Here is a 23,321-nt window from a genome sequence, read left to right as displayed (position 1 = left end):
CAACTCGACGAAAAGCGTGTCGAGTTGACACCCCCTCCTGGGCGCGGCGAGGGCCTTGGTGCGACTCGTGACGGGATCCCCACCGCCGGGACCGCCCGGGAAGGAAGGCTCGCCTGCGGCATCGCATAAGGGCGTCTGGCTCGCCCTGTGTGGCAGGGCGGCTCGCCTTCGGCTTCGCTGCGCCGGCGAGCGAATTGGCTTTGGCGTTTTGTGTTCTGCGGGTAGCTGAACTTTCGCGGCGCGCGGCGGGAACACCGGGCTGGGGGCAAACGTTCGCGGTGGGCGAAAATGGCTGCTCGTAGCACGGAATCTGGTTGGTAGCTACCCCGGATGGCCTAGTGGGGTCGTGAGAGATCAACCGGTTGGAACCTGTGATTGGCCACTGGGTACGACCAGGTCGGGGGCTGCTGTTAGAGTCGCGGGCTGAACCCGGATGTCCTCCGGGTCGCTTGGTCGTGGCTGCCTGCTGCGGCCTGCCATCTACCGCATGTGCCGGTCCCTGGGGGTCGGCAACGCTCAGGAGGTTCGCGTGCTCGGCGCATTCCGCTCGGCTCTCGCGACGCCGGATCTACGCAAGAAGATCCTGTTCACGCTCGGGATCATCATTGTGTACCGGCTTGGAGCGACCATGCCCGCGCCGGGCGTGTCCTTCAAGAACGTGCGGGCGTGTGCTGAACAGCTTGAAGGCCAGAACATCTACTCGCTGATCAACCTGTTCAGCGGTGGTGCGCTGCTCAACCTGTCCGTGTTCGCGCTGGGCATCATGCCCTACATCACCGCGAGCATCATCATTCAGCTGTTGACCGTGGTCATCCCGCGGTTCGAGCAGTTGAAGAAGGAAGGACAGGCTGGTCAGGGCAAGCTGACCCAGTACACGCGGTACCTGACCATCGGGCTGGCGATCCTGCAGTCGACTGGTCTCGTTGCGCTTGCGGTGCGCGGGCAGTTGTTCGGTGAGTGCGATCAGGACGTCATCCCGAACAAGGACAGCATCTTCACCCTCATCGTGCTGGTCATCACCATGACCGCCGGTACCTCGGTCATCATGTGGCTGGGTGAGCTGATCACCGAGAAGGGCATCGGCAACGGCATGTCGTTGCTGATCTTCACCGGTATCGCTGCCCGGATTCCCGCCGAGGGCAAGAACATCCTCGACAAGAACGGCGTGACCTTCGCCCTTGTCTGCGTGGCTGCTCTGATCATCATCGCGAGCGTCATCTACGTCGAGCAGGCTCAGCGCCGCATCCCGGTGCAGTACGCCAAGCGCATGATCGGTCGTCGCATGTACGGCGGCACCTCGACGTACCTTCCCTTGAAGGTGAACCAGGCCGGCGTCATCCCGGTCATCTTCGCCTCGTCGCTGCTCTACCTGCCGGACCTGATCGTTCGACTCACCCAGGGCTCGTCGACCGAGCCGAACTGGTTCTCCACGTTCGTCCAGACGTACCTGGTCAAGCAGTCGAGCTGGGTGCACATCGCCACGTACTTCTTGCTGATCGTCTTCTTCACGTACTTCTACGTCGGCATCACGTTCAACCCGGACGAGCGCGCTGACGAGATGAAGAAGTTCGGTGGCTTCATCCCTGGCATCCGTCCCGGTCGCCCGACCGCCGAGTACCTCAAGTTCGTGCTGGGTCGCATCACGCTTCCCGGTTCGCTCTACCTCGGCATCGTGGCGATCCTGCCGAACATGTTCCTGGATCTCACTGGTGACAACCAGAACCAGAACTTCCCGTTCGGCGGCACCGCGGTTCTGATCATGGTCGGTGTCGGTCTCGACACCGTGAAGCAGATCGAGAGCCAGCTCATGCAGCGCAATTACGAAGGGTTCCTCCGCTAGATGCGACTCGTTCTCGTTGGCCCGCCCGGTGCGGGCAAGGGCACCCAGGCTGAAGTGTTGAGCCGCAAGCTCGGCGTGCCGCACATCTCGACGGGCGACCTCTTCCGGTCACACATCAGCAACCAGACCGAGCTCGGGCTGGAGGTGCAGAGCATCCTCGACGAGGGCGCTCTCGTGCCGGACTCCATCACGAACGAGATGGTGCGCAAGCGTCTTGCCGAGTCGGACGCGGCGGACGGGTTCCTGCTCGACGGGTTCCCCCGCAACGTGGCGCAGGCGGACAAGCTCGGTGAGTTCCTGTCCGTTGACGGGCACGAGCTCGACGCGGTGCTGGAGTTCAGGGTCGACGAGGACGTCGTGGTGGAGCGGTTGCTCGCGCGCGGGCGCACGGATGACAAGGAAGACGTCATCCGGCACCGGCAGCAGGTGTACCGCAACGAGACCGCGCCGCTCCTGAACTACTACGCGGAGAAGGTCATCTCGATCGACGCGGTCGGCGAGATCGACGAGATCAGTGAGCGAGCCCTCGCAGCGCTTCACTCGCTGCGCGGCGAGAAGTGACGGGTGGACTGCTTGACCGGCTTCGTTCCGTCGTCACAGGTGTTTCAGGTAGTGAACGCATGATCGAGATCAAGACCCGTGGCCAGCTGGAGGCGATGCGCGCCTCCGGCTTGGTCGTGGCGCGTGCCCTTCGCAACGTGGTGGACGCGGTGAAGCCCGGTGTGTCCACTTGGGACCTCGACGAGATCGCCGAGCAGACCATCAGGGATGCGGGTGCGATTCCGTCGTTCAAGGGCTACCACGGTTTTCCGGCGAGCATCTGCGCGTCGGTGAACGAGCAGATCGTCCACGGCATCCCCAGCAAGAAGCAGGTGCTGGCCGAGGGCGACCTGATCTCCATCGACTGCGGCGCGATCCTCGACGACTGGCACGGCGACTCGGCCGTGACGGTCGGCGTCGGTGAGTTGTCGCCGGCCGACCACAAACTGTCCGAGGCGACCAGGCTGTCGATGCTCGCGGGCATCGAGGCCGCGGTTCCCGGCGGGCGGCTCACGGACATCTCGTTCGCCATCGAGTCGTCTGCCATCGAGTCGGGCGAGCGCGACGGCATCGAGTACGGGATCGTCGCGGACTACGGCGGCCACGGCATCGGCTCCAAGATGCACATGGACCCGTTCCTGCCGAACTACGGCAAGCCGGGCAAGGGCCCGAGGCTCAAGGTCGGCATGGCCATCGCGATCGAGCCGATGCTCACGCTCGGCACGGACGACTCCCAGGAGCTCGAGGACGGCTGGACCGTCATCACGCTCGACGGCACGCGTGCCGCGCACTGGGAGCACAGCGTGGCGATCACCGAGGACGGTCCCTGGGTGCTCACCGCGCCCGAGGAGTGAGCCTCGAAGCTTCAGACAACCCCGTTCACGCAGGTGGGCGGGGTTGTTTTGTTCCCGGACGAGGTGACTCGGGTCACGATGGGCCGGGAGAGCGCCCCCGATTTGGGTTGCTGGTGTGAACTGCGTACACTGGTCAGGTGGCGCATCCGTCGCGCCGGTTCAGTCATGCCCTTGCAGGTGAGATCGAACCGGGCTGGCGCGCGTCCAAAGGTTATTACCACCGTCACGAAACGCGGAGGACATGGGCAAGAAGGACGGGGCCATTGAGGTCGAGGGCCGCGTAGTCGAGCCGCTCCCCAACGCGATGTTCAGGGTCGAGTTGGAGAACGGTCACAAGGTACTCGCGCACATCAGCGGCAAGATGCGACAGCACTACATCCGCATCCTCCCTGAGGACCGGGTTGTCGTGGAGCTCTCGCCCTACGACCTGTCCCGCGGGCGCATCGTCTACCGCTACAAGTGACCTCCAGTAGCAGGAGATCTCAGGCGTGAAGGTTCAGCCGAGCGTCAAGAAGATCTGCGACAAGTGCAAGGTGATCCGCCGTCACGGCCGGGTCATGGTGATCTGCGAGAACCTGCGCCACAAGCAGCGCCAGGGCTGACCAGTTCCACCACGCGCCCGTCGAGATCTTCGATGACGCAGTAACGAGAAGCCTCCTCGTACCTGCCGCACGCAGGGCTTCAAGCGTGCGGACACCCCCGGATTCCAGGCCGGGGCCGGGACACCGGCTGTGAGAGCAGCCGGAACGACACACAGCGAGTCAGTCACCGGAATTGGGCGAGGAGCAGACCTGGAAGTAATCGACAGGAGTTAACCGCCACATGGCACGACTCGCTGGCGTCGACCTCCCCCGCGAAAAGCGGATGGAGATCGCGCTCACCTACATCTTCGGCATCGGTCGTACGCGCTCCAAGGAGCTGCTCGCCGCCACCCAGATCTCCCCTGACCTCCGGGTCAAGGATCTGACGGACGACGACCTCGCCAAGCTGCGGGACCACATCGAGACGAACTACAAGGTCGAGGGTGACCTTCGCCGTGAGGTCGCGGCCGACATCCGTCGCAAGATGGAGATCGGTTGCTACGAGGGTCTTCGGCACCGTCGCGGCCTGCCCGTTCGTGGGCAGCGCACGAAGACGAACGCCCGTACCCGCAAGGGTCCGAAGAAGACCGTGGCCGGCAAGAAGAAGGCCGGCAAGAAGTAAGACCTCGCGTCTACTGCCCTCAACCTAGGAGTTCGTTTTGCCACCCAAGTCCCGCACGGGCGCCGGGGTCAAGAAGATCCGGCGCAAGGAAAAGAAGAACGTCTCGCACGGCCAGGCGCACATCAAGAGCACGTTCAACAACACCATCGTGTCCATCACGGACCCGATGGGCAACGTGATCAGCTGGGCGTCCGCCGGCCACGTGGGCTTCAAGGGCTCGCGCAAGTCCACGCCGTTCGCGGCGCAGATGGCTGCCGAGAACGCCGCCCGCAAGGCCGCCGAGCACGGCATGCGCAAGGTGGACGTGTTCGTGAAGGGTCCCGGCTCCGGTCGTGAGACCGCGATCCGTTCGCTGCAGGCCGCCGGTCTCGAGGTCGGCACCATCCAGGACGTGACCCCGCAGCCCCACAACGGCTGCCGCCCGCCCAAGCGGCGCCGGGTCTGAGGCACGGGGAGGAGTAAGAACTAATGGCTCGTTACACGGGACCCGCGACGCGTATCTCGCGCCGCCTGAAGGTCGACCTCGTTGGTGGGGACCAGGCGTTCGAGCGCCGTCCGTACCCGCCCGGCCAGCACGGCCGGGGCCGGGTCAAGGAGTCCGAGTACCTGCTGCAGCTCCAGGAGAAGCAGAAGGCTCGTTACACCTACGGCGTGCTCGAGAAGCAGTTCGTCCGCTACTACAAGGAAGCGGTTCGTCGCCCGGGCAAGACCGGTGAGAACCTGCTCCAGATCCTCGAGGCCCGCCTCGACAACGTGGTGTACCGCGCGGGCCTCGCCCGCACGCGTCGCCAGGCTCGCCAGCTGGTCGCGCATGGCCACTTCCTGGTCAACGGCCAGAAGGTGAACATCCCGAGCTACCAGGTGTCGAAGTTCGACATCATCGACGTGAAGCCGAAGTCCATGCCGACGCTGCCCTTCGAGGCTGCTCGCGCGTCCTTCGGTGACCGCCCGATTCCCGCTTGGCTGCAGGTCGTTCCGTCGAACCTGCGCATCCTCGTGCACCAGCTGCCCGAGCGCGCGCAGATCGACACGCCTGTCACCGAGCAGCTCATCGTCGAGCTCTACTCGAAGTGATCCTCTCCGAGCCACCGTCTGATTTGGACGGTGGCTCGGGTCGGGTCCCGCATCGGCGCGAAGGGTGTGCCGAGTGCGTTTGCCGGTCTTCGTGACTGGCTGTTGTTGACGGCGTCAAATAGCGGGCGTCGTTGCTGAAAGGAAGAACCCAGTGCTGATTTCCCAGCGCCCCTCGCTCGGCGAGGAAGCGGTCTCCGAGACCCGTTCCCGGTTCGTCATCGAACCGCTGGAGCCGGGCTTCGGTTACACGCTCGGCAACTCGATCCGCCGCACGCTGCTCTCGTCGATCCCCGGTGCTGCTGTCACGAGCATCCGCATCGACGGCGTGCTGCACGAGTTCACCACGGTTCCCGGGGTGAAGGAGGACGTCACCGACGTCATCCTGAACCTCAAGGAGCTCGTCGTCTCGTCCGAAGAGGACGAGCCGGTGACCATGTACCTGCGCAAGCAGGGTCCCGGTGTGGTGACCGCGGGCGACATCGTGCCTCCGGCCGGTGTCACCGTGCACAACCCCGACCTGCACATCGCGACCCTGAACGGCAAGGGGAAGCTGGAGATCGAGCTCGTCGTCGAGCGCGGTCGCGGCTACGTCCCGGCTGTCCAGAACAAGCAGGCGGGCGCCGAGATCGGCCGCATCCCCGTTGACTCGATCTACTCGCCGGTTCTCAAGGTGACGTACAAGGTCGAGGCCACGCGTGTCGAGCAGCGCACGGACTTCGACAAGCTGATTCTCGACGTGGAGACCAAGCCCTCGATCACTCCGAGGGACGCGGTCGCTTCCGCGGGTAAGACCCTGGTTGAGCTGTTCGGCCTCGCTCGCGAGCTGAACATCGACGCCGAGGGCATCGAGATCGGCCCGTCGCCGGCCGAAGCTGACACCATCGCCGCGTTCGCGATGCCTATTGAGGACCTGGACCTCACGGTCCGTTCCTACAACTGCTTGAAGCGGGAAGGCATCCACACCGTCGGCGAACTGGTTTCGCGCAGCGAGGCGGACCTGCTGGACATCCGCAACTTCGGTGCGAAGTCGATCGACGAGGTCAAGATGAAGCTCGTCGGCCTCGGCCTCGCGCTGAAGGACTCGCCTCCTGGGTTCGACCCGTCCGCGGCTGCTGCCGACTACCACCCCGGTGACACGGGTTGGGGTGCCGGTGCCGGCCTGGACCCGCACGACGACGGTCAGGACTACGCGGAGACCGAGCAGCTCTGACGCTCTGATTCAGAGCTAGAGGATCTCTTTTAGTTACTACAGGAGCAAGCGATGCCCACCCCTACCAAGGGCCCCCGGCTCGGTGGGTCTCCGGCGCACGAGCGGCTGCTGCTCGCCAACCTGGCGACGGCGCTGTTCCAGCACGGCCGGATCAAGACCACTGAGGCGAAGGCGAAGCGGCTGCGTCCGTACGCCGAGAAGCTGATCAGCAAGGCCAAGGTCGGCGACCTGCACAACCGCCGCGAGATCATGAAGACGATCCGCGACAAGGACGTTGTGCACAAGCTGATCGCCGAGATCGGTCCGTTCTTCAGCGACCGTTCCGGTGGCTACACCCGCATCACCAAGACGCTGGCGCGCAAGGGCGACAACGCCCCCATGGCCATCATCGAGCTGGTGCAGCAGAAGCTCGTCTCCACGGAGGCCGAGGCTGCGCGCAAGACCAAGTTCGCCAAGGACGAGAAGCCGGCCGCGGCCGCTGTCGTCGAGGCGGACGCTGACGAGACCAAGGCCGAGGACGCTGTCGAGGTTGACGGCGAGCCGACCGCTGAGGCCGTCGAGGCTGAAGAGGCCAAGGACGAGGCTGCTGAGGCGTCCGACAAGGACAAGTCCTGAGCGGTAAGTCTGCTGACGAGCCCGTCGTTCCCGGAATCGGGGGCGGCGGGCTCGTTCGTGTTCGCTTCGACTTGGGGTATGACGGGACCGAGTTCTCCGGGTGGGCTCGGCAGCCGTCCCGTCGTACGGTTTGTGGCGTTCTTGAGGACACGCTTTCCATGGTGTTGCGCGAGGACGTTGTTTTGACCGTGGCTGGGCGGACGGATGCTGGGGTGCATGCGTCTGGGCAGGTCGCTCATGCTGATCTGCCTGATTCGGTGGATGTCGAGGGGCTTCCGAAGCGGCTTGCTCGTGTGTTGCCTTCGGATGTTCGGGTGTTTTCTGCTCGCGTGGTGCCTGGAGCATTTGATGCTCGGTTTTCTGCGATGCGGCGGCACTATGAGTACCGGGTCACGGATGCTGCTTTTGGGGCTCATCCGTTGCGGCGGTTGGACACGTTGAGCTGGCCTCGTCCGTTGGATGTTGGCGCCATGAATGTGGCCGCTGGGATGTTGTTGGGGGAGCACGACTTTTGCGCGTTCTGCAAGCGGCGTGAGGGTGCGACGACGATCAGGGAGCTGCAGCGGCTTGAGCTGGTGCGCTCTGAGGCGGACGGTGTGATCACGGCGTTCGTGTCCGCGGATGCCTTCTGTCACTCGATGGTCCGGTCGTTGGTCGGGGCGTTGCTGGCTGTTGGGGAGGGGCGGAAGGCTCCTGAATGGCCCGGTTCCCTTCTGTCGCTCCATGGGCGGGCGTCTGGGGTCACCGTTGCACCGGCGCATGGATTGTGTTTGGTGCGGGTGGACTTTCCTGAGGATTCCGAGTTGGCGGCTCGGGCTGAGGTGACTCGGAAGGTTCGGACTCTTTCTTCCTGAGGCGCGCTGGTTGCCGTCCCTCGGTTGCGTTGGCGGGCGCCGGTTTGTTGTCCGCAGGTGGGCGCGTTGCGCGCGGATCGTCCCGTTGATTTCTGAGGCTCTGACCCCAGGGCCCGGCAAAGTCGGTTCGGCCGAGCGAAGTAGATCTTCATGCCGCACTCTCGCCGCGAAGGATGTCCGATGAGAGCGCACCCACCAACCGTGCGTGGTCGATGAAGGGAACCTTCATCGACCTGACGTGGATGAACGTTCGCTTCATCGACCACGACAGGCCCATTTCCGGCTCTTGATCGAGTCGCTGCCCCCGGCGCCCAGGCCAGGAACGGCCGAGTGACTTTGCCGGGGCCCTGGGCTCTGACCCCAGGACCCCGCCAATCTGATCAAAGACCGGCCAGCGCCACGCGAGGGTTGATGGCACTTTCTTCGCCTGGAAAGGGTGGAGCCCCCGGCGGGGGGACCGGGGGCTCCGAGGGGTGGAGAGGTTGCTGGTGTCGTGCGTCAGATGTCGAGCGTCCACGAGTCGATGTGGCCCGTGTCCTGGCGGTAGAGGTCGCGGACTCGCAGCTGCCACGTGCCGTTGGCGTCTTCAGCGCCTACGTTCACGTTGTAGGTGGCGTTGATGTCGTCTGCTGCGTCGCCGCCGCTGGAGACCTTCAGGAGCTTCACGGCGCCTGAGGGGGCGATCAGGGACAGTTCCAGGTCGCCTCGGTAGGTGTGCTTGATCGCCACCTTCACGGTGCCGGTGGCGCTGGCCTTGCCGTTGCAGTCGGCGATCGTGATGGGGGACTTGACCTCGCTGGCGTCCGGGATGGCCGTGTCGGTGTCGTTGGTGACCGACGGGCACTGGCCGGGCGGGTTGCCGGGGGCCGTGCCGGTGATGTGCAGGAGCTTGTTCGGGGAGCCGGTGCCCGGGTTGGTGACCACGTCGGAGGTGGCGTTCTCCACCAGGGCGTCGCGGACCTGTTGCGGGGTCGCGGTGGGGGACGAGCCGAGGTAGACGGCTGCTGCGCCTACGACGTGTGGGGTGGCCATTGAGGTGCCGCTGATGGTGTTCGTGGCGTCGTCGTTGGTCAGCCAGGCGCTCGTGATGTCGCGGCCTGGGGCGAAGATGTCCAGGCAGGTGCCGAGGTTGGAGAACGACGAGCGGCCGTCGGTGCGGTCGGTTGAGCCGACGGTGATGGCCTCGGGGGTGCGGGCCGGGGACGTGTTGCAGGCGTTGCCGCCGTTGTCGTTGCCTGCGGCCAGGCCGTAGGTGACGCCTGCGGCGATTGAGCGCTTCACGGCGTCGTCGACGGTTTGGTTGGCGCCGCCGCCGAGGGACATGTTGGCGACTGCCGGCTTGTTGGCCGGGTTGTTGTTGACCTGTTCGGTGACCCAGTCGATGCCGGCGATGACGCCTGCGAAGGTGCCGGAGCCCGTGCAGTTCAGGACTCGGACGGCTACCAGCTTCACGTCCTTGGCCACGCCGTACTTGGTGCCGCCGACGGTGCCCGCGACGTGGGTTCCGTGGCCGTTGCAGTCGGTCGAGTCGTTGTCGTTGTCCACCGTGTCGCGGCCGTGGGTGGCTCGGCCGCCGAAGTCGGTGTGGGAGATGCGGATGCCGGTGTCGATGATGTACGCGGTTACGCCGGTGCCCTTGTTGGGGTACGTGTAGCTGTTGTCCAGGGGGAGCGTGCGCTGGTCGATGCGGTCCAGGCCCCAGGAGGGGGTCGGGGTTTGCGTGTCCGAGATGTGGACCTCGCCGTCCTGCTCCACGTAGGCGACGGCTGGGTCGGCGGCCAGGAGCTTTGCGGCTGACTCCGGCATCTCGGCGGAGAAACCGCGCAAAGCGGACTTGTATGAGTGCTTCACCTTCGCGCCGTACTTAGCGCTCAGAGAGGTGGCACTTGCGGTGCTGATGTTGTCCTTCAGCACGACGATGTAGTTGTCCTTGACCGCGTTGGACGCACCGAGGTTACGAATCTCCCCCTCGGGCGCAGCGGTGGCGGAGACGGACGACAGGACGAGCGCTGTGCTCGCCGCCAGTCCGATTCCAGCCGCTCGTCTGACCCACGATTCTCCCATAGCAGCGTGCTCCCTCGTCGCAGGGTCGTGCAGGTGAGAGTTTTCTTAGTGGCGCAGACGGATTTCGCACAAGAAGGTCCACGAAACAACCTTCGATTGGCCGATCAACAGTTTTGCGGGGGCTGTGAATTAGTTGGTGCCGCTGAGCTATGGACAAAACAATTGCGCCCCGAACGATGAACGTTCGGGGCGCAGTGTCTCAACTGAAACTAACGCGAGTTCGTGCCGGATGTCCGACTCCTCGACGAACTCGCCGCCGTCTGCGGAGCAGCGGCAATCGAGCACAGCCTCAATCGCCTCGGCGGACTGCTCCGAGGATCTGCTGCTCGGCCGGGGTGGTGTACAGGCGCAGGTGCGCCCACATGTCCTGGCCCATCGCGATGACCTGGTCGTCCTTCAGCTGGGTCAGCTGCTGGAACATCTGCGGGCGCAGGCGCCACATCTGGCCTGCCAGCTGGGCCTGGCCCATCGGCAGGCGCTGGAGCAGGACGAGGTCCGCGTTGTTCGCCGTTGAAGCGGCCTGCGGGTGCAGGTACGGCAGGACGTACATCGTGGTCTGCCACGGTGCGCGGGGCGGGAAGAGCTCCTGCGGGACGTGGCCGCCGTCGTGGATCACCAGCAGCGGCATGTCCTCCGTCGGCCTCGGCAGGTCGGCGGGTGACAGACGGCGGAGCTGGACCAGCTGGGACGGGCGGCCGTCCGGGCCCTGGCCCGCTGCGCGCACCACCGGCTGCCAGGCTTGCGGGCGGCCGGTCGCGATGATGATCCACGCGCCGGTCGCCATGGCGCGCAGGGCGATCTGGCGGGCGAAGTACAGGCCGCCGACGACCACCATGCGGGTCGGGGTCGGGCGCAGCACGGACACCGTGAGCGGTTCGCCCTTGGTGCCCTGGCCGAGCATCATGCCGCCGCGGTCTGCGCTCGGGCTGACCACGTCGAGCATGTTCGGCGACACCAGGAACTCCGGTGCCACGCCGTCGCGGCCGCGTGAGTCGAGCAGACGGGACGAGCTCATGCCACACCTCCCAGCGGCAGCGTCGCGGCGAGGCCCGCGAGCTGCATGCCCCGCAACGGGGTCAGCGTGATGTCGAGCTTGTCGCTCAGCTTCGACAACTGGTCCTCGGCGCGGTCCAGCTCGCTCGGCGTGCGGGCGCTGACCCGCACCAGGCCGCGCAGCGAGACCTGACCGTCCTCACGGGACGGTGAGATCGACATCGCCAGCGTGGACGACAGAGCGCGCACGCCCGTGAGCGAGTTCAGGTTGCCCTTCAAGCCCTTCGACGGCCAACCGGTGATCGCGTAGCTCGCGTGACCGACGCCACCCGCGGTGACACCGGACCACTTCTCGCGCAGCGACACGGGGTTCGTGTTGCCGACGGCCGCGGTCAGCTCGGCCGACGAGATCGCCGCGCGCAGCAGCTCGTCCGAGTCGAGCGGGCGGATCGTGACGCCTGCGGACTCCAGGGCGTTGCGGACGCGGGACAACGCGCCGATCAACGCGCGGTGTGCGCCGACGACGCCGCCGCCGCGCTCCCGGATCGCCTCGCCGCAGCGACGCGGGTCCAGCCGGACCGTGATCCACGTGGTGCGCCGGGCGGCCGCGGGCAGCGGGCCGAGCACCTCCATGTACGAGCTGACGGCCGGCGAGTTCGGCGGAAGTGCCGCGCTGCCGGGGTAGCAGTGCCAGATCACGGTGATCGCGTCCAGGACGACACCGCGGTCCTCCAGGCACGGTGCCAGCGCGCCCAGCGGCAGCGACTGGGACGCGCCGACCGCGGAGATCAGCGGCGGGGTCGGGTCGACCAGCAGCACCGCCGTCCACACGCCGTCGTGCCACGACAGCGCCAGCGGGCGACGTTCGTGGTCGACGCCCTTCGCGATCACCAGGTCCGGGATCGCCAGCCGCAGCAGCGCGACGCGCGGGTCCTCGGGACCGAGCACCTGCATCTCGTCGTCACCGGCGGTCGACTCCTGCGGGGCCGAGCGCTTGGCGGTGCGGCTGTGCGAGCGGAAGTTGTACCGAAGCCGGACACCGATCCACTGGGTCAGCCAACGACCACGCGATCGGGTGAACGCGAGGATCAGTGCGATGAGGAGCACACCGCCGGCGATCGAGACCGAGACGACGTTCAGGGCGCCGGCGTCGTTCTTCACGCCCATGAGGGTGAGCACGAGCAGAGCGATCGCGAGACCGATCTCGATCGTGACAACGTTGGAGACCGGCAACGAGCCCAGGCTGACGCCGGCCGCTCTGCGCCGGACACGCCCGACCGGACGTGGAGGCGCGGGAGCCTGCTGGCCAGGACCCCCAGGTCCCTGCGGCCGCGCCATTCCCTGGTTCGGCCGGGGCGGATGTGGAGTGGTCACGGACATCCGTTGTGGTCTCTTTCCCCTCGATGGTCGGTGGGCTTGGCGAACCGGCCCACGGAGCAACCTGCGTCCGGCTATCCTGCGGAACCGTACCGCGACGGGGAGAGCAGCGAGCCGAGAATGGCATCAACACCCACCACCAAGTCACAGGTCCAGGCCTACCAATTCGTCCTGCGGCGGATGCAGTCCGCTCTGGTCCGCAGAGACTCAGTGATGCTGCATGACCCCATGCGCAATCACTCGCGCGCGACAGCGGTCGGCGTGGTGCTGGGCGTGGTCGGCCTGATCGGCTTCCTGGTGTACGGGCTCTTCAGCCCCGCGCCGAAGCTCGACGACAAGACCCAGATCGCCATCAGCAAGGAGACCGGCCAGGTCTACGTCGTCGACTCGGCACCGACCAGGCGCCTGATCCCGATGACGAACCTCGCGTCGGCCCGGCTGCTCTGGTACTCGCGCTCGAACCCGGACCAGCAGGCCGGTGGTGGCGACGCACCTGGTGGCACCGCTGAGGGCGGGCAGAGCCAGGTCGCGGGTGGTGAACCGAAGCTGGTGAGCGAGAAGGCGCTGGCGACCCTGCCGCGCGGCCGCCTCACCGGCCTCCCGGACGCGCCGGACGTCCTGCCGAAGCCGGAGCTCCGCATCGACGCGCAGTGGTCGGTCTGCGACACCCTCAACCTGGACGAGTTCCGCGAGAACCAGGCGGCGGAGAACCAGATCAAGACCTCCGTGATCGCCGGCGTGAGCGGTGGCAACCCGGAGCTGGGCGACGAGGCAGTCCTGGTGCAGCAGCGCACCGGCGCGAAGAAGGCTTACCTGATCTACAAGAAGCCCAAGGACCTGGACCGGATCTCGTCGTCGACGGTGCGCGCCGAAGTGGACCTGAAGAACGACAAGGTGATGAACGCCCTCAAGCTGAAGGGCAAGACGCCGCGGGCGATCAGCACGGCGATGCTGAACGCGATCCCCGAGGTCGCCCCCCTGATCGCGCCGGTCATCCCGGACCAGGGCAAGCAGGCGAACTACGTCAGCGAGACGCGGGTCAACATCGGTGAGGTCGTGGAGGTCAACCTGACCAACACCGCGACCTACATGGTGGCGCTGGAGGACGGCTTCCAGACCGTCGACGAGACCGTCGGCGACCTGCTGCGCTGGTCGTACTCGAACAACAAGAAGCCGATCCAGCTCTCGCCGAGCGCCATCTCCGACCACCGGGACCCGAAGAACCCGCTCGACCTCACGTCGTACCCGGTGAAGATCCCGACCACGCTGGAGGCGAACCCCGGCAACACGGTGATCTGCCTGGGCTGGAAGGCCGACAACTACACCGAGACGACCAAGGCCCAGCACACCTCGGTGACGGTCGGCTCCAAGCTGCCCGGCCCCAAGGAGATGACCCCGGTGCAGCTGAACGCGCCCGGTGCCGGTGGCGAGATCATCGACGAGTTCCTGATGCTGCCCGGCAAGCAGGCGGTCGTGCGGGCCAGCCAGAGCATCGGTGACTTCGGGACGGGTCCGGTGCAGATCGTCACGGGTCGTGGTGTCCGCTACGGCGTCCCGGACGCCGGGACCGCGGCGGCTCTGGGGCTGGAGGGGAACTTCCCGCCGGCACCGAACCAGATCCTGAACCTGTTGCCGATGGGGCCGCAGCTCAACAAGAACGAGGCGAACCGCAGCTACGACGCGATCGTGGCGAACAAGGGCGTCATCACGGATCCGCAGTCGCAGTCCACGCAGAAGTAGCGGAACCGTTCCGGGTGCATCACCGTCGAATGCAGACAAATGCACCCGGAAGTGTTGTTAGGGGACAGTCGTGGCCGGTCGCATCACCGTTGATTCCGAGTGGTTGGAGCAGTACGCCGACCGGATCGACGGCACGACGGACGATCTGCGGCGCGTGCGGGACGCCATGAAGGTGTCCCCGCTGCGCCCCGAGTCGTTCGGCGAGATCGGCAGAACGCTGGGCAACTCCCAGGGCTACGCCCGTGCGGCCGAGCTGCTCAACTCGCAGCTCGCCCGCGCCTGCGACACGCTCGACGCGGCCGCGAAGGGCCTGCACGCGGTGGCCGGCCAGCACGGGGCCTCCGACGAGGAAGCGGTGCAGCTCATCAAGAAGGTCGACCGGCGGTAGGGGGAAAGCTCGTGGTGGCCAAGGACGGCAGGCAGATCGCGGCCGAGGTCGGACCCGAGCTCGACTACCTCTCGCGGGTGAGTCGCAAGCTCGGTGTCGTCGATCTCGTGCACGACTTCTTCGACCCGCTGGTGGGCGACTGGAACGACCTGCGCGAGGAAGCCGAGCGCTGGCGCAAGGCGGCGAAGGTGACCGAGGCGGTCACGAAGCACGTCGCGGGCCCGCTCGGTGACGTCGACGCGCGGTGGGAGGGCAAGGACGCCGACGCGTTCATCGACCACATGCGCAAGGTGGGGCTCGCGGGCGGTGACATGTCCGACGCGATGACCGCCATGGCGGACGCGTTGGAGGAGACCGCGGACGGCGTGCGCGGCATCGTGCAGGACATGGCGCACGTGCTGGCCGACGCCGCGGACTCGGTGTCCGGCACGGCGGCGCTGCCCGTGGAGGGCGACGAGCGCGCGATCAAGCACATCGAGGAGCTCAAGGACCCGGTCCGCGAGCTGCACGACTCGGCGCGGCAGGTGCTGGAGGCGTTCCTCAAGCTGTGCGACGGGGTGTCCGGTGAGGCCGGCAACTTCGGCTCCGTGCGGATGGAGCACAAGTACCCCGACAAGGACTGGACCTACGCCGCGCCCGCCAAGCCCGAACCGCCCAAGACCCCGGAACCGCCCAAGGCGTCCGACACCGCGACCGCCGGCAAGGGCGGCGGCGTCGGTGGTGGCGCACCTCCCGGAGGTGGCGGTGGCGGGGTTGGCGGCGGAGTCGGTTCCCTCGGCGCTCCTGCGGCAGCGGCCCAGCAGCCGATGCAGTTCGGTGGCGCCACCGGCATCGCTGAGCCCGGACCGCCGCCCGAGAAGGGTGGTGCGGCCGGTGCGGCTCCCGCGGCCGCTGGTGGCCGTTCTGGGGCTGCCGGAGGTGCCGGGATGATGGGCGGCGGCATGATGGGCGGCATGGCGGGTGGTGCCGGCCAGCAGGGCGGTGACAAGGAGCACAAGTCGAAGCAGCGGATCACCGGGTCGATCGACGACCTGCTCGGCAAGCCCAAGAAGGCGGCGCCGAAGGTGATCGGCGAGGACTGAGCTCCTTCCAGGACAACGAGAACGGCCCCGCTGGAGATCTCCAGCGGGGCCGTTTTGCGGTTCCAGGCAACAACTACACCGGGCTGCCGCGCCTGCGGTTGAGCGAGTTGCGCACGAACAACGTCAGCATCAGCAGTGCGGCACCGGCACCGATGCCCGACAGCGCCACGATGATCGGCGGCCAGTCGTACCCGGCCGGCGGCGTGACAGCCGTGTTGAGCTCCTTCTGCTGCGGCTTCTTGAACCCGGACGCCTCCGCGGGCAGCACGGCCGTGAGCGCCGCGACCGGGTTGACCATGCCGTAGCCGATCTTGTTGTCCCGGCCGGACACGTTGCCGGGGTGCAGCGCGGTCGCCTTCAACCGCTCCATCACCTGACGCGCCTTGAGCTCCGGGAACCGCTGACGCACCAGCGCCGTGATGCCCGAGACGTACGGCGCGGCGAAGCTCGTGCCCTTGATGTCGCCGGAGCCCTGCGCGGTGACGTTCGCGTTCGTCAGGCCGTTGTCGCTCTTCGGGTCGACGGAGATGATCTCCTCGCCCGGCGCCGCGAGGGTGACCCACGGGCCCCACACGCTGAAGTTCGAGACCTCGCCCTTGCGGTTCATCGCCGCCACCGAGATCACGTCGTCCGCGAACCACGCCGGCGACGAGACCGAGTTCACGTTGGCCGGGTCCAGGTTGTTGTTCTGGTCCTTGCACCCGGTGTTGCCGTCGCCGAGGTTGCCGGCCGCCGTGACGATCACGGAGTCCTTGACGTCCACCGCGTACTTGATCGCGGCCTGCAGCCTCTCGTCGTCGGCGCTGAAGCCCTTGGGCGAACCGCAGTTCGTCAGCGAGATGTTGATCACGTCGGCGTCCAGGTTCGCCGCGTGGACGATGGCCTGCGCCAGCGTGATCACCTTGCCGGCGGTGGCGCGGTTCTCGGTCTGGCTCTTGTACTCGAACCGGTCGCTGGTCTGGCGGATCGCCAGGATCTGCGCTTCCGGTGCGGCGCCGACGAAGTCGCCCTCGGTCTTCTGCGCCGCCGCGACTCCGGCGACCTCGGTGCCGTGGCCGTCGCAGTCGTCGGCACCGTTCAGGTTGCCGGCCACGTACTCACCGGACGGGACGACGCGGCCGCCGAAGCGCTTGTTCCGCGGGTCGACACCCGTGTCGATGATCGCGATCTTGGTGCCCTTGCCGGTCGCGAACTTGTGCGCCCGGTCCAGGTCCAGATAGACCTGGCCCCAGGGCATGTATTCGATCAGGTTGCTCTTGGTGTCCGACTGCACGCATTCCTTGTTGGTGCGCACGTACGGGACGTCCGGCTTGGCGTCGTCCCTGGGCGGCCCGACGCCGGGCGGCAGCGGCGGCGGCACCGAGTTCACCTTCGGTGAGGACGACGGCGACGAGGACGGTTGCTGAGCGGAGGCGTTGGGCGGCAACGCCCCCGTCAGCAGCAGCAGTCCGGCGGTCGCTGCCGCCGTGGTGCGCTTCAGACCGGTCCTCATAGCGTGATCAGGCTCCGGAAGACCGAGTACATGTCCATCACGGCCAGCGCGAGCGGTACGACCGAGGCGATCAGGATCGCCTCGATGATGTCGACGGTGCGGCGCAGCGGCGGCGAGAACTTCTGGCCGGGGAACACCACACCGAGCACCAGCGAGGCGGCGCCCAGGATCACCAGCGTGCCGAACACGAAGGCGATGCGGTTGAACTCGGTGGAGGAGATCAGCCAGCCGAGCAGGATGCCGGCGGCGGCGAACATGCCGGTGGTCAGCAGCGCCACGGCCTGCGCGCCGTTCGCGTACGCCCGGCCGCGCATCATCAGCACGATCGCGACGACCACGCCGTAGATCGGACCCCAGACGGTGTCGGCACCCGCGGCGACGATGGCGGCGAGCGCCGCGACCAGGCCGGTGCCGACGATCATGCCGGTCAGGTACTCGTGCGCCACGGCGGTGCGGCGCTCGATCACCGCGTACTCCGGGAAGCCGCTGTCCTCCTTGAGGTCCTCGGCGTTCGTCGGCACGACGGGCGGCGGGATCTTGGCCAGCTGCAGCGTCAGCCTGGGCAGCAACGACAGCGCGGCGAGTGCCACGGCTCCGGTCCCCGCGGCCACACCGGCCAGCGGGTGCTCGACGAACGTCGCCACCAGGAACGCGAGTGCCACCAGCGTGCCGCCGGTCGCCGCAGCGATGAACACCGTGACGCCCTGGCCGATCAGCAGGATGCCGCCCCACGCGAAGATCATCAGCAACGCCGAGGCGAGCAGCATCTTCGGGTTGAAGCCGACACCCGGCACCGCGTGGAAGCCCGCGACGAACGCCATCGGCAGCGAACCGCACGCGGCGATCAGCACACCCGTCGACGTCGACCCGTAGGCCCGCGAGATGGTCGCGCCCGCCGCGAGCGCGGCGATGGCGGCGACGGCACCGGCGATGGCCGCGGCCAGACCGCTGCCGGAGTCACCCTGCGCGATCGGGCCGGACAGGAAGAGCGCCACCGCGGCGGCGATCAGCGCGAGCGCGCCGGCGAGGTGACCGAACTTCTGCGCGGTCTCCTTCGTCCACGGCCGGAACGAGTCCGGATCGGACTCGGCGATCGCGTCCACCACGTCGTCGTACAGCGGCGGCGGCGGATTCTCGTTGCGCCGCCGCAACTGCAGCAGCTCACCGTCGACGACGCCCAGCGATGCCAGCGTGCGCGCCGGGTCGAGCGGGCTGTCGCCGAGCTTGGCGAGGCACCAGCCGCCGTGCCGGACGCCACCGTCCGGAGTGGCCTCTCTCGCCATGTCCAGCAGCATCGGCAAGAGATCGGCCACCGCCACGTCGGCAGGTAGCGCGACGTCGATACGCGTTCGAGGTGCCACCACCGTGACACGGCTGAACACCGTCGTACCGGTCGCCACCAGGGCCCCCTAAGTCAGATCAGCGCTTGCAAACAATGTGCCCGACCCTATTGGTCCACTCGGACGCTCGCCGGGCGGCCCTAGTATGGCCGGACCGACGGCTCCTGCACGTGTTGTTCGCAGAACACGTTCGACTGGGTTTTTTCCAGACCCACCTTCGTGGCGCGCGCAGATGCGCAATAGTGTCGGTTGCTACTGGTGGCGTAACGAGAGTCGAAGAGGTGCCTGTCAGTTGAGCACGCTGCAGTTCAAGCGAACGGCACGCCTTGCTGCTCCCCGGCCTCCCGGCGGTGAGGTACACCTCGAGCCGCCACCCGAGGTCCCCCGGATCATCCCCGGCAACATCATGATGAAGGCCATGCCCGTCGTCATGATCGTGGCGTCCGTCGGCATGATGGCGATGATGATGGTCTTCATGCCGCGGCAGCCCGCGGCGATGATCATGCCGGGCATGATGATGATCTCGACCATCGGCATGATGGCGAGCGGCATGGGCTCCGGCAAGGGCCAGAAGAAAGCCGAGATGAACGAGGACCGCAAGGACTACCTGCGGTACCTCGGCCAGATGCGCGACCGCGCCCGCGAGGCGGCCGACGAGCAGCGCGCCGAGCGCGAGTGGGTCCACCCGGACCCGCAGATGCTGTGGTCGCTCGCCACCACGCGCCGCATGTGGGAACGACGTCAGAACGACCCCGACTTCTGCCACCTGCGCGCCGGCCGGGGCTCGCAGCGCCTCGCCACCCGCCTGGTGCCGCCGCAGACCGGTCCGGTCGAGGAGCTGGAGCCGATCGCGACGCTGGCGCTGCGCCGGTTCGTGCGCGCCCACTCGCTCGTGCCCGATCTGCCGATCTCCATCGCGCTGCGCGGTTTCGCCGCGGTCGGCCTGCTCGGCGAGATGGAGGACCGCCGCGACCTCGCGCGTGCCCTCCTCGCCCAGCTCGTCACCTTCCACGCCCCGGACGACCTGCTGATCGCGGTCGTCAGCGCGGGCCGCACCAAGCAGCTGTGGGAGTGGGCGAAGTGGCTGCCGCACGCGCAGCACCCCACCGACATCGACGGCATCGGCCAGCGCCGCATGATGGCGAACTCGCTCGCCGAGATCGAGGCGATGCTGGACGAGAACCTGCGCGACCGGCAGCGGTTCACCCGCAACGCCCCGCCGCCGCCCGACCAGCCGCACATCGTGATCGTCATCGACGACGGCGACATCAGCCGCGAAGAGATGATCATCCTGGAGGAGGGTCTGGTCGGCGTCACGCTGCTGGACCTGTCCGAGTGCCTGGGCAACCTGACGGCGCGGCGCGGTCTGCGGCTCGTCGTCGAGAACAACCAGCTGGGTGCTCGTTCCGCGAGCGGTGTCGAGTGGTTCGGCGCGCCGGACCGCCTCTCCGTCGTGGAGGCCGAGGCCCTGGCCCGCAGGCTCTCGCCGTACCGCATGGGTGCCGCCGGTGAAGCCGGTGGCGACAGCGGTGAAGACCCGTTGGCGATGAGCAACAACCCGCCGCTGCTCGAGTTCATGGGCATCCCCGGCGACCCGATCACGTTCGACGTGCAGCAGGCGTGGCGGCCCCGGCCCAAGCGCGACCGCTACCGCATCCCGTTCGGCATCGGCGAGCACGGCCAGTCGGTCGAGCTCGACATCAAGGAAGCGGCAGAGGACGGCATGGGCCCGCACGGCCTGTGCATCGGCGCGACCGGTTCCGGTAAGTCGGAGTTCCTCCGCACCCTGGTGCTGGGTCTGCTGGCCTCGCACTCGTCGACGGCGCTCAACATGATCCTCGTCGACTTCAAGGGTGGTGCGACGTTCCTCGGTCTGGACAAGGCACCGCACGTCGCCGCGACGATCACCAACCTCGCCGGCGACCTGACGCTGGTCGACCGCATGAAGGACGCCATCGCCGGTGAGGTCTCCCGCCGGCAGGAGGTCCTGGCGAAGGGCAACTACAAGAACGTCTGGGACTACGAGAAGGCCCGTGAGAACGGCGCCCAGCTCGACCCGTTGCCCGCGCTGTTCATCTGCATCGACGAGTTCTCCGAGATGCTGACCGCGAAGCCGGACTTCATCGACATCTTCCTCCAGATCGGTCGTGTCGGCCGGTCGCTGCAGATGCACATGCTTCTCGCGTCGCAGCGACTCGAGGAAGGCAAGCTGCGCGGTCTGGACACGTTCCTCTCGTACCGGATCGGTCTGAAGACGTTCAACGCGGCCGAGTCGCGTGCGGCGATCGGTGTGCCGGACGCCTACGAGCTGCCGCCGATCCCGGGTTCGGGTTACCTCAGCGTGCAGGGCATGCCGCTGACCAGGTTCAAGGCGCTCTACGTCTCGGGCACCTACCGGCCGTCGGGCATGCAGTCCGCCGGTGAGTCGGTGGCGGTCCGCAGCGACAAGCGTCCGCGGTTCTTCGTGCCGGACTTCATCGAGATCCCGAAGGAGCCTGAGCGGCCGATCGAACCGGTGCCGGTCGCGGCCGCGCCGGTCAAGGAAGACGCGAACGAGCCGACCCAGCTCGAACTGATCGTCGAACGTCTCGTCGGCCAGGGCCCGCCTGCGCACGAGGTGTGGCTGCCCCCGCTGAACGAGCCGCCGACGATGGACACGATCCTGCCGCCGCTCGACGTGACGCCGGACCGCGGTCTCACCTCGCCGGGCTACCCGGCGAACGGCGTGCTGCAGATCCCGGTCGGCGTGGTCGACAAGCCGTTCGAGCAGCGACGCGACCTGCTGTGGGCGGACTTCTCCGGTGCCGCCGGTCACGGCGCGGTCGTCGGTGGTCCGCAGTCGGGCAAGTCGACGCTGCTCAGGACCATGATCGCGTCGATGGCGCTGACGCACACGCCCGAGGAGGCGCAGTTCTACTGCATCGACCTCGGTGGTGGCACGCTCGCCTCGATGGAGGACATGCCGCACGTCGGTGGGTTCGCCGGTCGTCTCGACGTCGACAAGGTCCGCCGCATGGTGGCCGAGCTCCAGACCCTGATCACCGAGCGCGAACTGCGGTGGCGCGACCAGCGCATCGACTCGATGGTCGAGTTCCGCAACCGCAAGCGCCGCGGTGAGATCAAGGACGACAACTTCGGTGACGCGTTCCTGATCGTGGACGGCTGGATGAACTTCCGCCAGGAGTTCGAGATGGTCGAGCCGCAGGTCCAGGCGCTGGCTGCCCAGGGTCTGTCCTACGGCGTGCACGTGATCGTCGCCGCGAACCGGTGGGCGGAGATCCGGCCCGCGATGAAGGACCTCCTCGGCACGCGGTTCGAGCTGCGCCTCGGTGACCCGAGCGAGTCCGAGATCGACCGCAAGGTCGCGGTCAACGTCCCGCCCGGTCGTCCCGGCCGCGGTCTGACCGGTGACAAGCTGCACTTCCTCACCGGCCTGCCGCGCATCGACACCTCGCAGGACCCGCAGACGATCTCGGCGGGTGTCCAGGACCTCAGCGCCAAGCTCAACCAGGCGTGGCAGGGCCCGCGTGCCCCGCAGGTCCGGATGCTGCCCGACCTGCTGGACTACGGCCAGTTCATGGCGCAGGTCCAGCAGCTCAACCCGAACCGCGGCCACCTGGTCCCGGTCGGCGTCAACGAGGACGAGCTCGCGCCGGTCTACATGGACTTCGACGCGGACCCGCACTTCTTCGCGCTGGCCGACGGCGAGGCCGGCAAGACGAACATGTTGCGCACGATCATCCGCGGCATCATGACCAGCTACACCTCGTCCGAGGGGCTGATCCTGCTCGCGGACTTCCGCCGCACGTTGCTCGGCTTCATCGACACCGACCACCTGCTCAGCTACGCGGTGTCGGCCACGCAGCTCACGCAGAACATCCAGGAGATCAAGGGCTCGCTGACCAAGCGCATGCCCGGCCCGGACGTGACGCAGGAGCAGCTCAGGAACCGTTCCTGGTGGACCGGCCCCGACGTCTTCATCGTCGTGGACGACTACGACCTGGTCGCTCCTCAGGGTGGCGCGAACCCGCTGCAGCCGCTGGCCGAGTTCATCCCGCAGGCCAAGGACGTCGGGTTGCACATCATCCTGGCCCGCCGCATGGGTGGTGCGTCCCGCGCGATGTACGACCCGGTGATGGGCAAGCTGAAGGAGATCTCGGCGCCGATCTTCGTCGGGTCCGGCTCCAAGGAGGAGGGCAACATCGTCGGCAACCTCAAGCCGTCGCCGCAGCCTCCAGGCCGGGGCACGATGGTGACCCGAAAGCTCGGTCAGCAGCGCATCCAGTTCGCCTGGATCCAGCCCGACTAGTGGACATGACGAAGGGCCCCGCGGCAGCAGCCGCGGGGCCCTTCTCAGGTAGCAGGGGTTCTACCTGCCGCCCCCCATGGCCGGACCCGTCCGGTGCGGTCAAGAGGGAGAAGACCGCACCGGTTGGGTTGTTTCGCCGGAGACGCCCCCAGGCTTTCGTGTCCGCCGAACCGGTTGACGTGGACTCTGCCGCACGCCGCTCTCGCATCGCTCACAGATGGATGACAACGCCGGCGGAACCGTTCGCGCGCAAAGTAAAAGGGCCCGCAGCCGAAGCCGCGGGCCCACCGAACAGCAGGGGACTGCCCGGTTCCCCCATGACCGGATCTCCTCCCTGGCCGACCCA

At 67.2% G+C, this 23,321-nt stretch carries 20 protein-coding genes; 15 read left to right on the top strand and 5 right to left on the bottom strand.

Going from position 1 to position 23,321, the window contains the following annotated elements; genetic code table 11:
* Positions 1-529 precede the first annotated feature (529 nt).
* The 11 genes from secY to truA all read left to right on the top strand — a co-directional run bounded on the left by secY (position 530) and on the right by truA (position 8,190).
* Positions 530-1,840 carry a preprotein translocase subunit SecY gene (gene secY / locus LFM09_RS31120; protein WP_414100137.1) on the top strand — a complete coding sequence of 437 codons (1,311 nt, stop codon included), beginning with the start codon at positions 530-532 and terminating at the stop codon, positions 1,838-1,840.
* A complete protein-coding gene (locus LFM09_RS31115) occupies positions 1,841-2,401 on the top strand; it encodes an adenylate kinase (RefSeq protein WP_414100126.1) in 561 nt (186 codons plus the stop codon).
* 59 nt (positions 2,402-2,460) lie between these two features.
* The gene (map, locus tag LFM09_RS31110; protein ID WP_414100125.1) at positions 2,461-3,234 is read left to right on the top strand and encodes a type I methionyl aminopeptidase; all 774 of its coding nucleotides are present in this window, start codon (positions 2,461-2,463) and stop codon (positions 3,232-3,234) included.
* Positions 3,235-3,475: 241 nt separating this feature from the next.
* Complete coding sequence (infA, locus tag LFM09_RS31105; protein ID WP_005166804.1) at positions 3,476-3,697, top strand: translation initiation factor IF-1; 222 nt, start codon at positions 3,476-3,478, stop codon at positions 3,695-3,697.
* A gap of 25 nt (positions 3,698-3,722) precedes the next feature.
* Positions 3,723-3,836 (top strand): 50S ribosomal protein L36, encoded by a 114-nt coding sequence (gene rpmJ, locus LFM09_RS31100; RefSeq protein WP_010148647.1) that lies wholly within the window; start codon positions 3,723-3,725, stop codon positions 3,834-3,836.
* Between the two features lie 220 nt (positions 3,837-4,056).
* Entirely contained in the window at positions 4,057-4,437 is a 381-nt protein-coding gene (gene rpsM / locus LFM09_RS31095) for a 30S ribosomal protein S13 (protein ID WP_086669041.1), read from the top strand.
* A gap of 37 nt (positions 4,438-4,474) precedes the next feature.
* Entirely contained in the window at positions 4,475-4,882 is a 408-nt protein-coding gene (rpsK, locus tag LFM09_RS31090; protein ID WP_086669042.1) for a 30S ribosomal protein S11, read from the top strand.
* A gap of 23 nt (positions 4,883-4,905) precedes the next feature.
* Positions 4,906-5,511, top strand: coding sequence for a 30S ribosomal protein S4 (gene rpsD, locus LFM09_RS31085; protein WP_053733133.1), 606 nt, complete (start codon positions 4,906-4,908; stop codon positions 5,509-5,511).
* 151 nt (positions 5,512-5,662) lie between these two features.
* Positions 5,663-6,721, top strand: a complete 1,059-nt coding sequence (locus LFM09_RS31080) for a DNA-directed RNA polymerase subunit alpha (protein WP_089915248.1) — start codon at positions 5,663-5,665, stop codon at positions 6,719-6,721.
* 51 nt (positions 6,722-6,772) lie between these two features.
* Positions 6,773-7,336, top strand: coding sequence for a 50S ribosomal protein L17 (gene rplQ, locus LFM09_RS31075; protein WP_414100124.1), 564 nt, complete (start codon positions 6,773-6,775; stop codon positions 7,334-7,336).
* Positions 7,337-7,371: 35 nt separating this feature from the next.
* Positions 7,372-8,190, top strand: a complete 819-nt coding sequence (gene truA, locus LFM09_RS31070; protein WP_414100136.1) for a tRNA pseudouridine(38-40) synthase TruA — start codon at positions 7,372-7,374, stop codon at positions 8,188-8,190.
* A gap of 498 nt (positions 8,191-8,688) precedes the next feature.
* On the opposite strand, the gene LFM09_RS31065 is transcribed toward truA, so the two are convergent.
* From LFM09_RS31065 to eccE, 3 genes are all read right to left on the bottom strand, one after another.
* Positions 8,689-10,254 (bottom strand): S8 family serine peptidase, encoded by a 1,566-nt coding sequence (locus LFM09_RS31065; RefSeq protein ID WP_414100123.1) that lies wholly within the window; start codon positions 10,252-10,254, stop codon positions 8,689-8,691.
* Between the two features lie 289 nt (positions 10,255-10,543).
* Complete coding sequence (locus tag LFM09_RS31060; RefSeq protein ID WP_414100122.1) at positions 10,544-11,269, bottom strand: hypothetical protein; 726 nt, start codon at positions 11,267-11,269, stop codon at positions 10,544-10,546.
* A complete protein-coding gene (eccE, locus tag LFM09_RS31055) occupies positions 11,266-12,585 on the bottom strand; it encodes a type VII secretion protein EccE (RefSeq protein WP_414100135.1) in 1,320 nt (439 codons plus the stop codon). Before eccE ends, LFM09_RS31060 begins: the two co-directional genes overlap by 4 nt.
* 159 nt (positions 12,586-12,744) lie before the next feature.
* Between eccE and eccB the strand changes: the two genes are divergently transcribed.
* The 3 genes from eccB (at position 12,745) to LFM09_RS31040 (ending at position 15,834) form a co-directional block, all read left to right on the top strand.
* Complete coding sequence (eccB, locus tag LFM09_RS31050) at positions 12,745-14,364, top strand: type VII secretion protein EccB (protein WP_414100121.1); 1,620 nt, start codon at positions 12,745-12,747, stop codon at positions 14,362-14,364.
* A 70-nt stretch (positions 14,365-14,434) separates the two neighbouring features.
* Positions 14,435-14,752: a hypothetical protein gene (locus LFM09_RS31045; RefSeq protein ID WP_414100120.1), complete on the top strand. Its 318-nt coding sequence runs from the start codon at positions 14,435-14,437 to the stop codon at positions 14,750-14,752.
* A gap of 11 nt (positions 14,753-14,763) precedes the next feature.
* Positions 14,764-15,834, top strand: coding sequence for a WXG100 family type VII secretion target (locus LFM09_RS31040; RefSeq protein ID WP_414100119.1), 1,071 nt, complete (start codon positions 14,764-14,766; stop codon positions 15,832-15,834).
* Positions 15,835-15,907: 73 nt separating this feature from the next.
* Here the strand turns inward: LFM09_RS31040 and mycP are convergent, their stop codons facing one another.
* Both mycP and eccD read right to left on the bottom strand, forming a co-directional pair.
* Positions 15,908-17,326, bottom strand: coding sequence for a type VII secretion-associated serine protease mycosin (mycP, locus tag LFM09_RS31035; protein WP_414100118.1), 1,419 nt, complete (start codon positions 17,324-17,326; stop codon positions 15,908-15,910).
* Positions 17,323-18,726, bottom strand: coding sequence for a type VII secretion integral membrane protein EccD (eccD, locus tag LFM09_RS31030; protein ID WP_414100117.1), 1,404 nt, complete (start codon positions 18,724-18,726; stop codon positions 17,323-17,325). Before eccD ends, mycP begins: the two co-directional genes overlap by 4 nt.
* Positions 18,727-18,958: 232 nt before the next feature.
* Here eccD and eccCa point away from each other — a divergent pair, with 232 nt between their 5' ends.
* Positions 18,959-22,975, top strand: coding sequence for a type VII secretion protein EccCa (gene eccCa, locus LFM09_RS31025; RefSeq protein ID WP_414100116.1), 4,017 nt, complete (start codon positions 18,959-18,961; stop codon positions 22,973-22,975).
* Positions 22,976-23,321: the final 346 nt, after the last annotated feature.

The sequence above is a fragment of the Lentzea alba genome, assembly GCF_047445655.1.
Classification (GTDB): domain Bacteria; phylum Actinomycetota; class Actinomycetes; order Mycobacteriales; family Pseudonocardiaceae; genus Lentzea; species Lentzea alba_A.
This window is presented reverse-complemented; position numbering and strand designations above follow the sequence as displayed.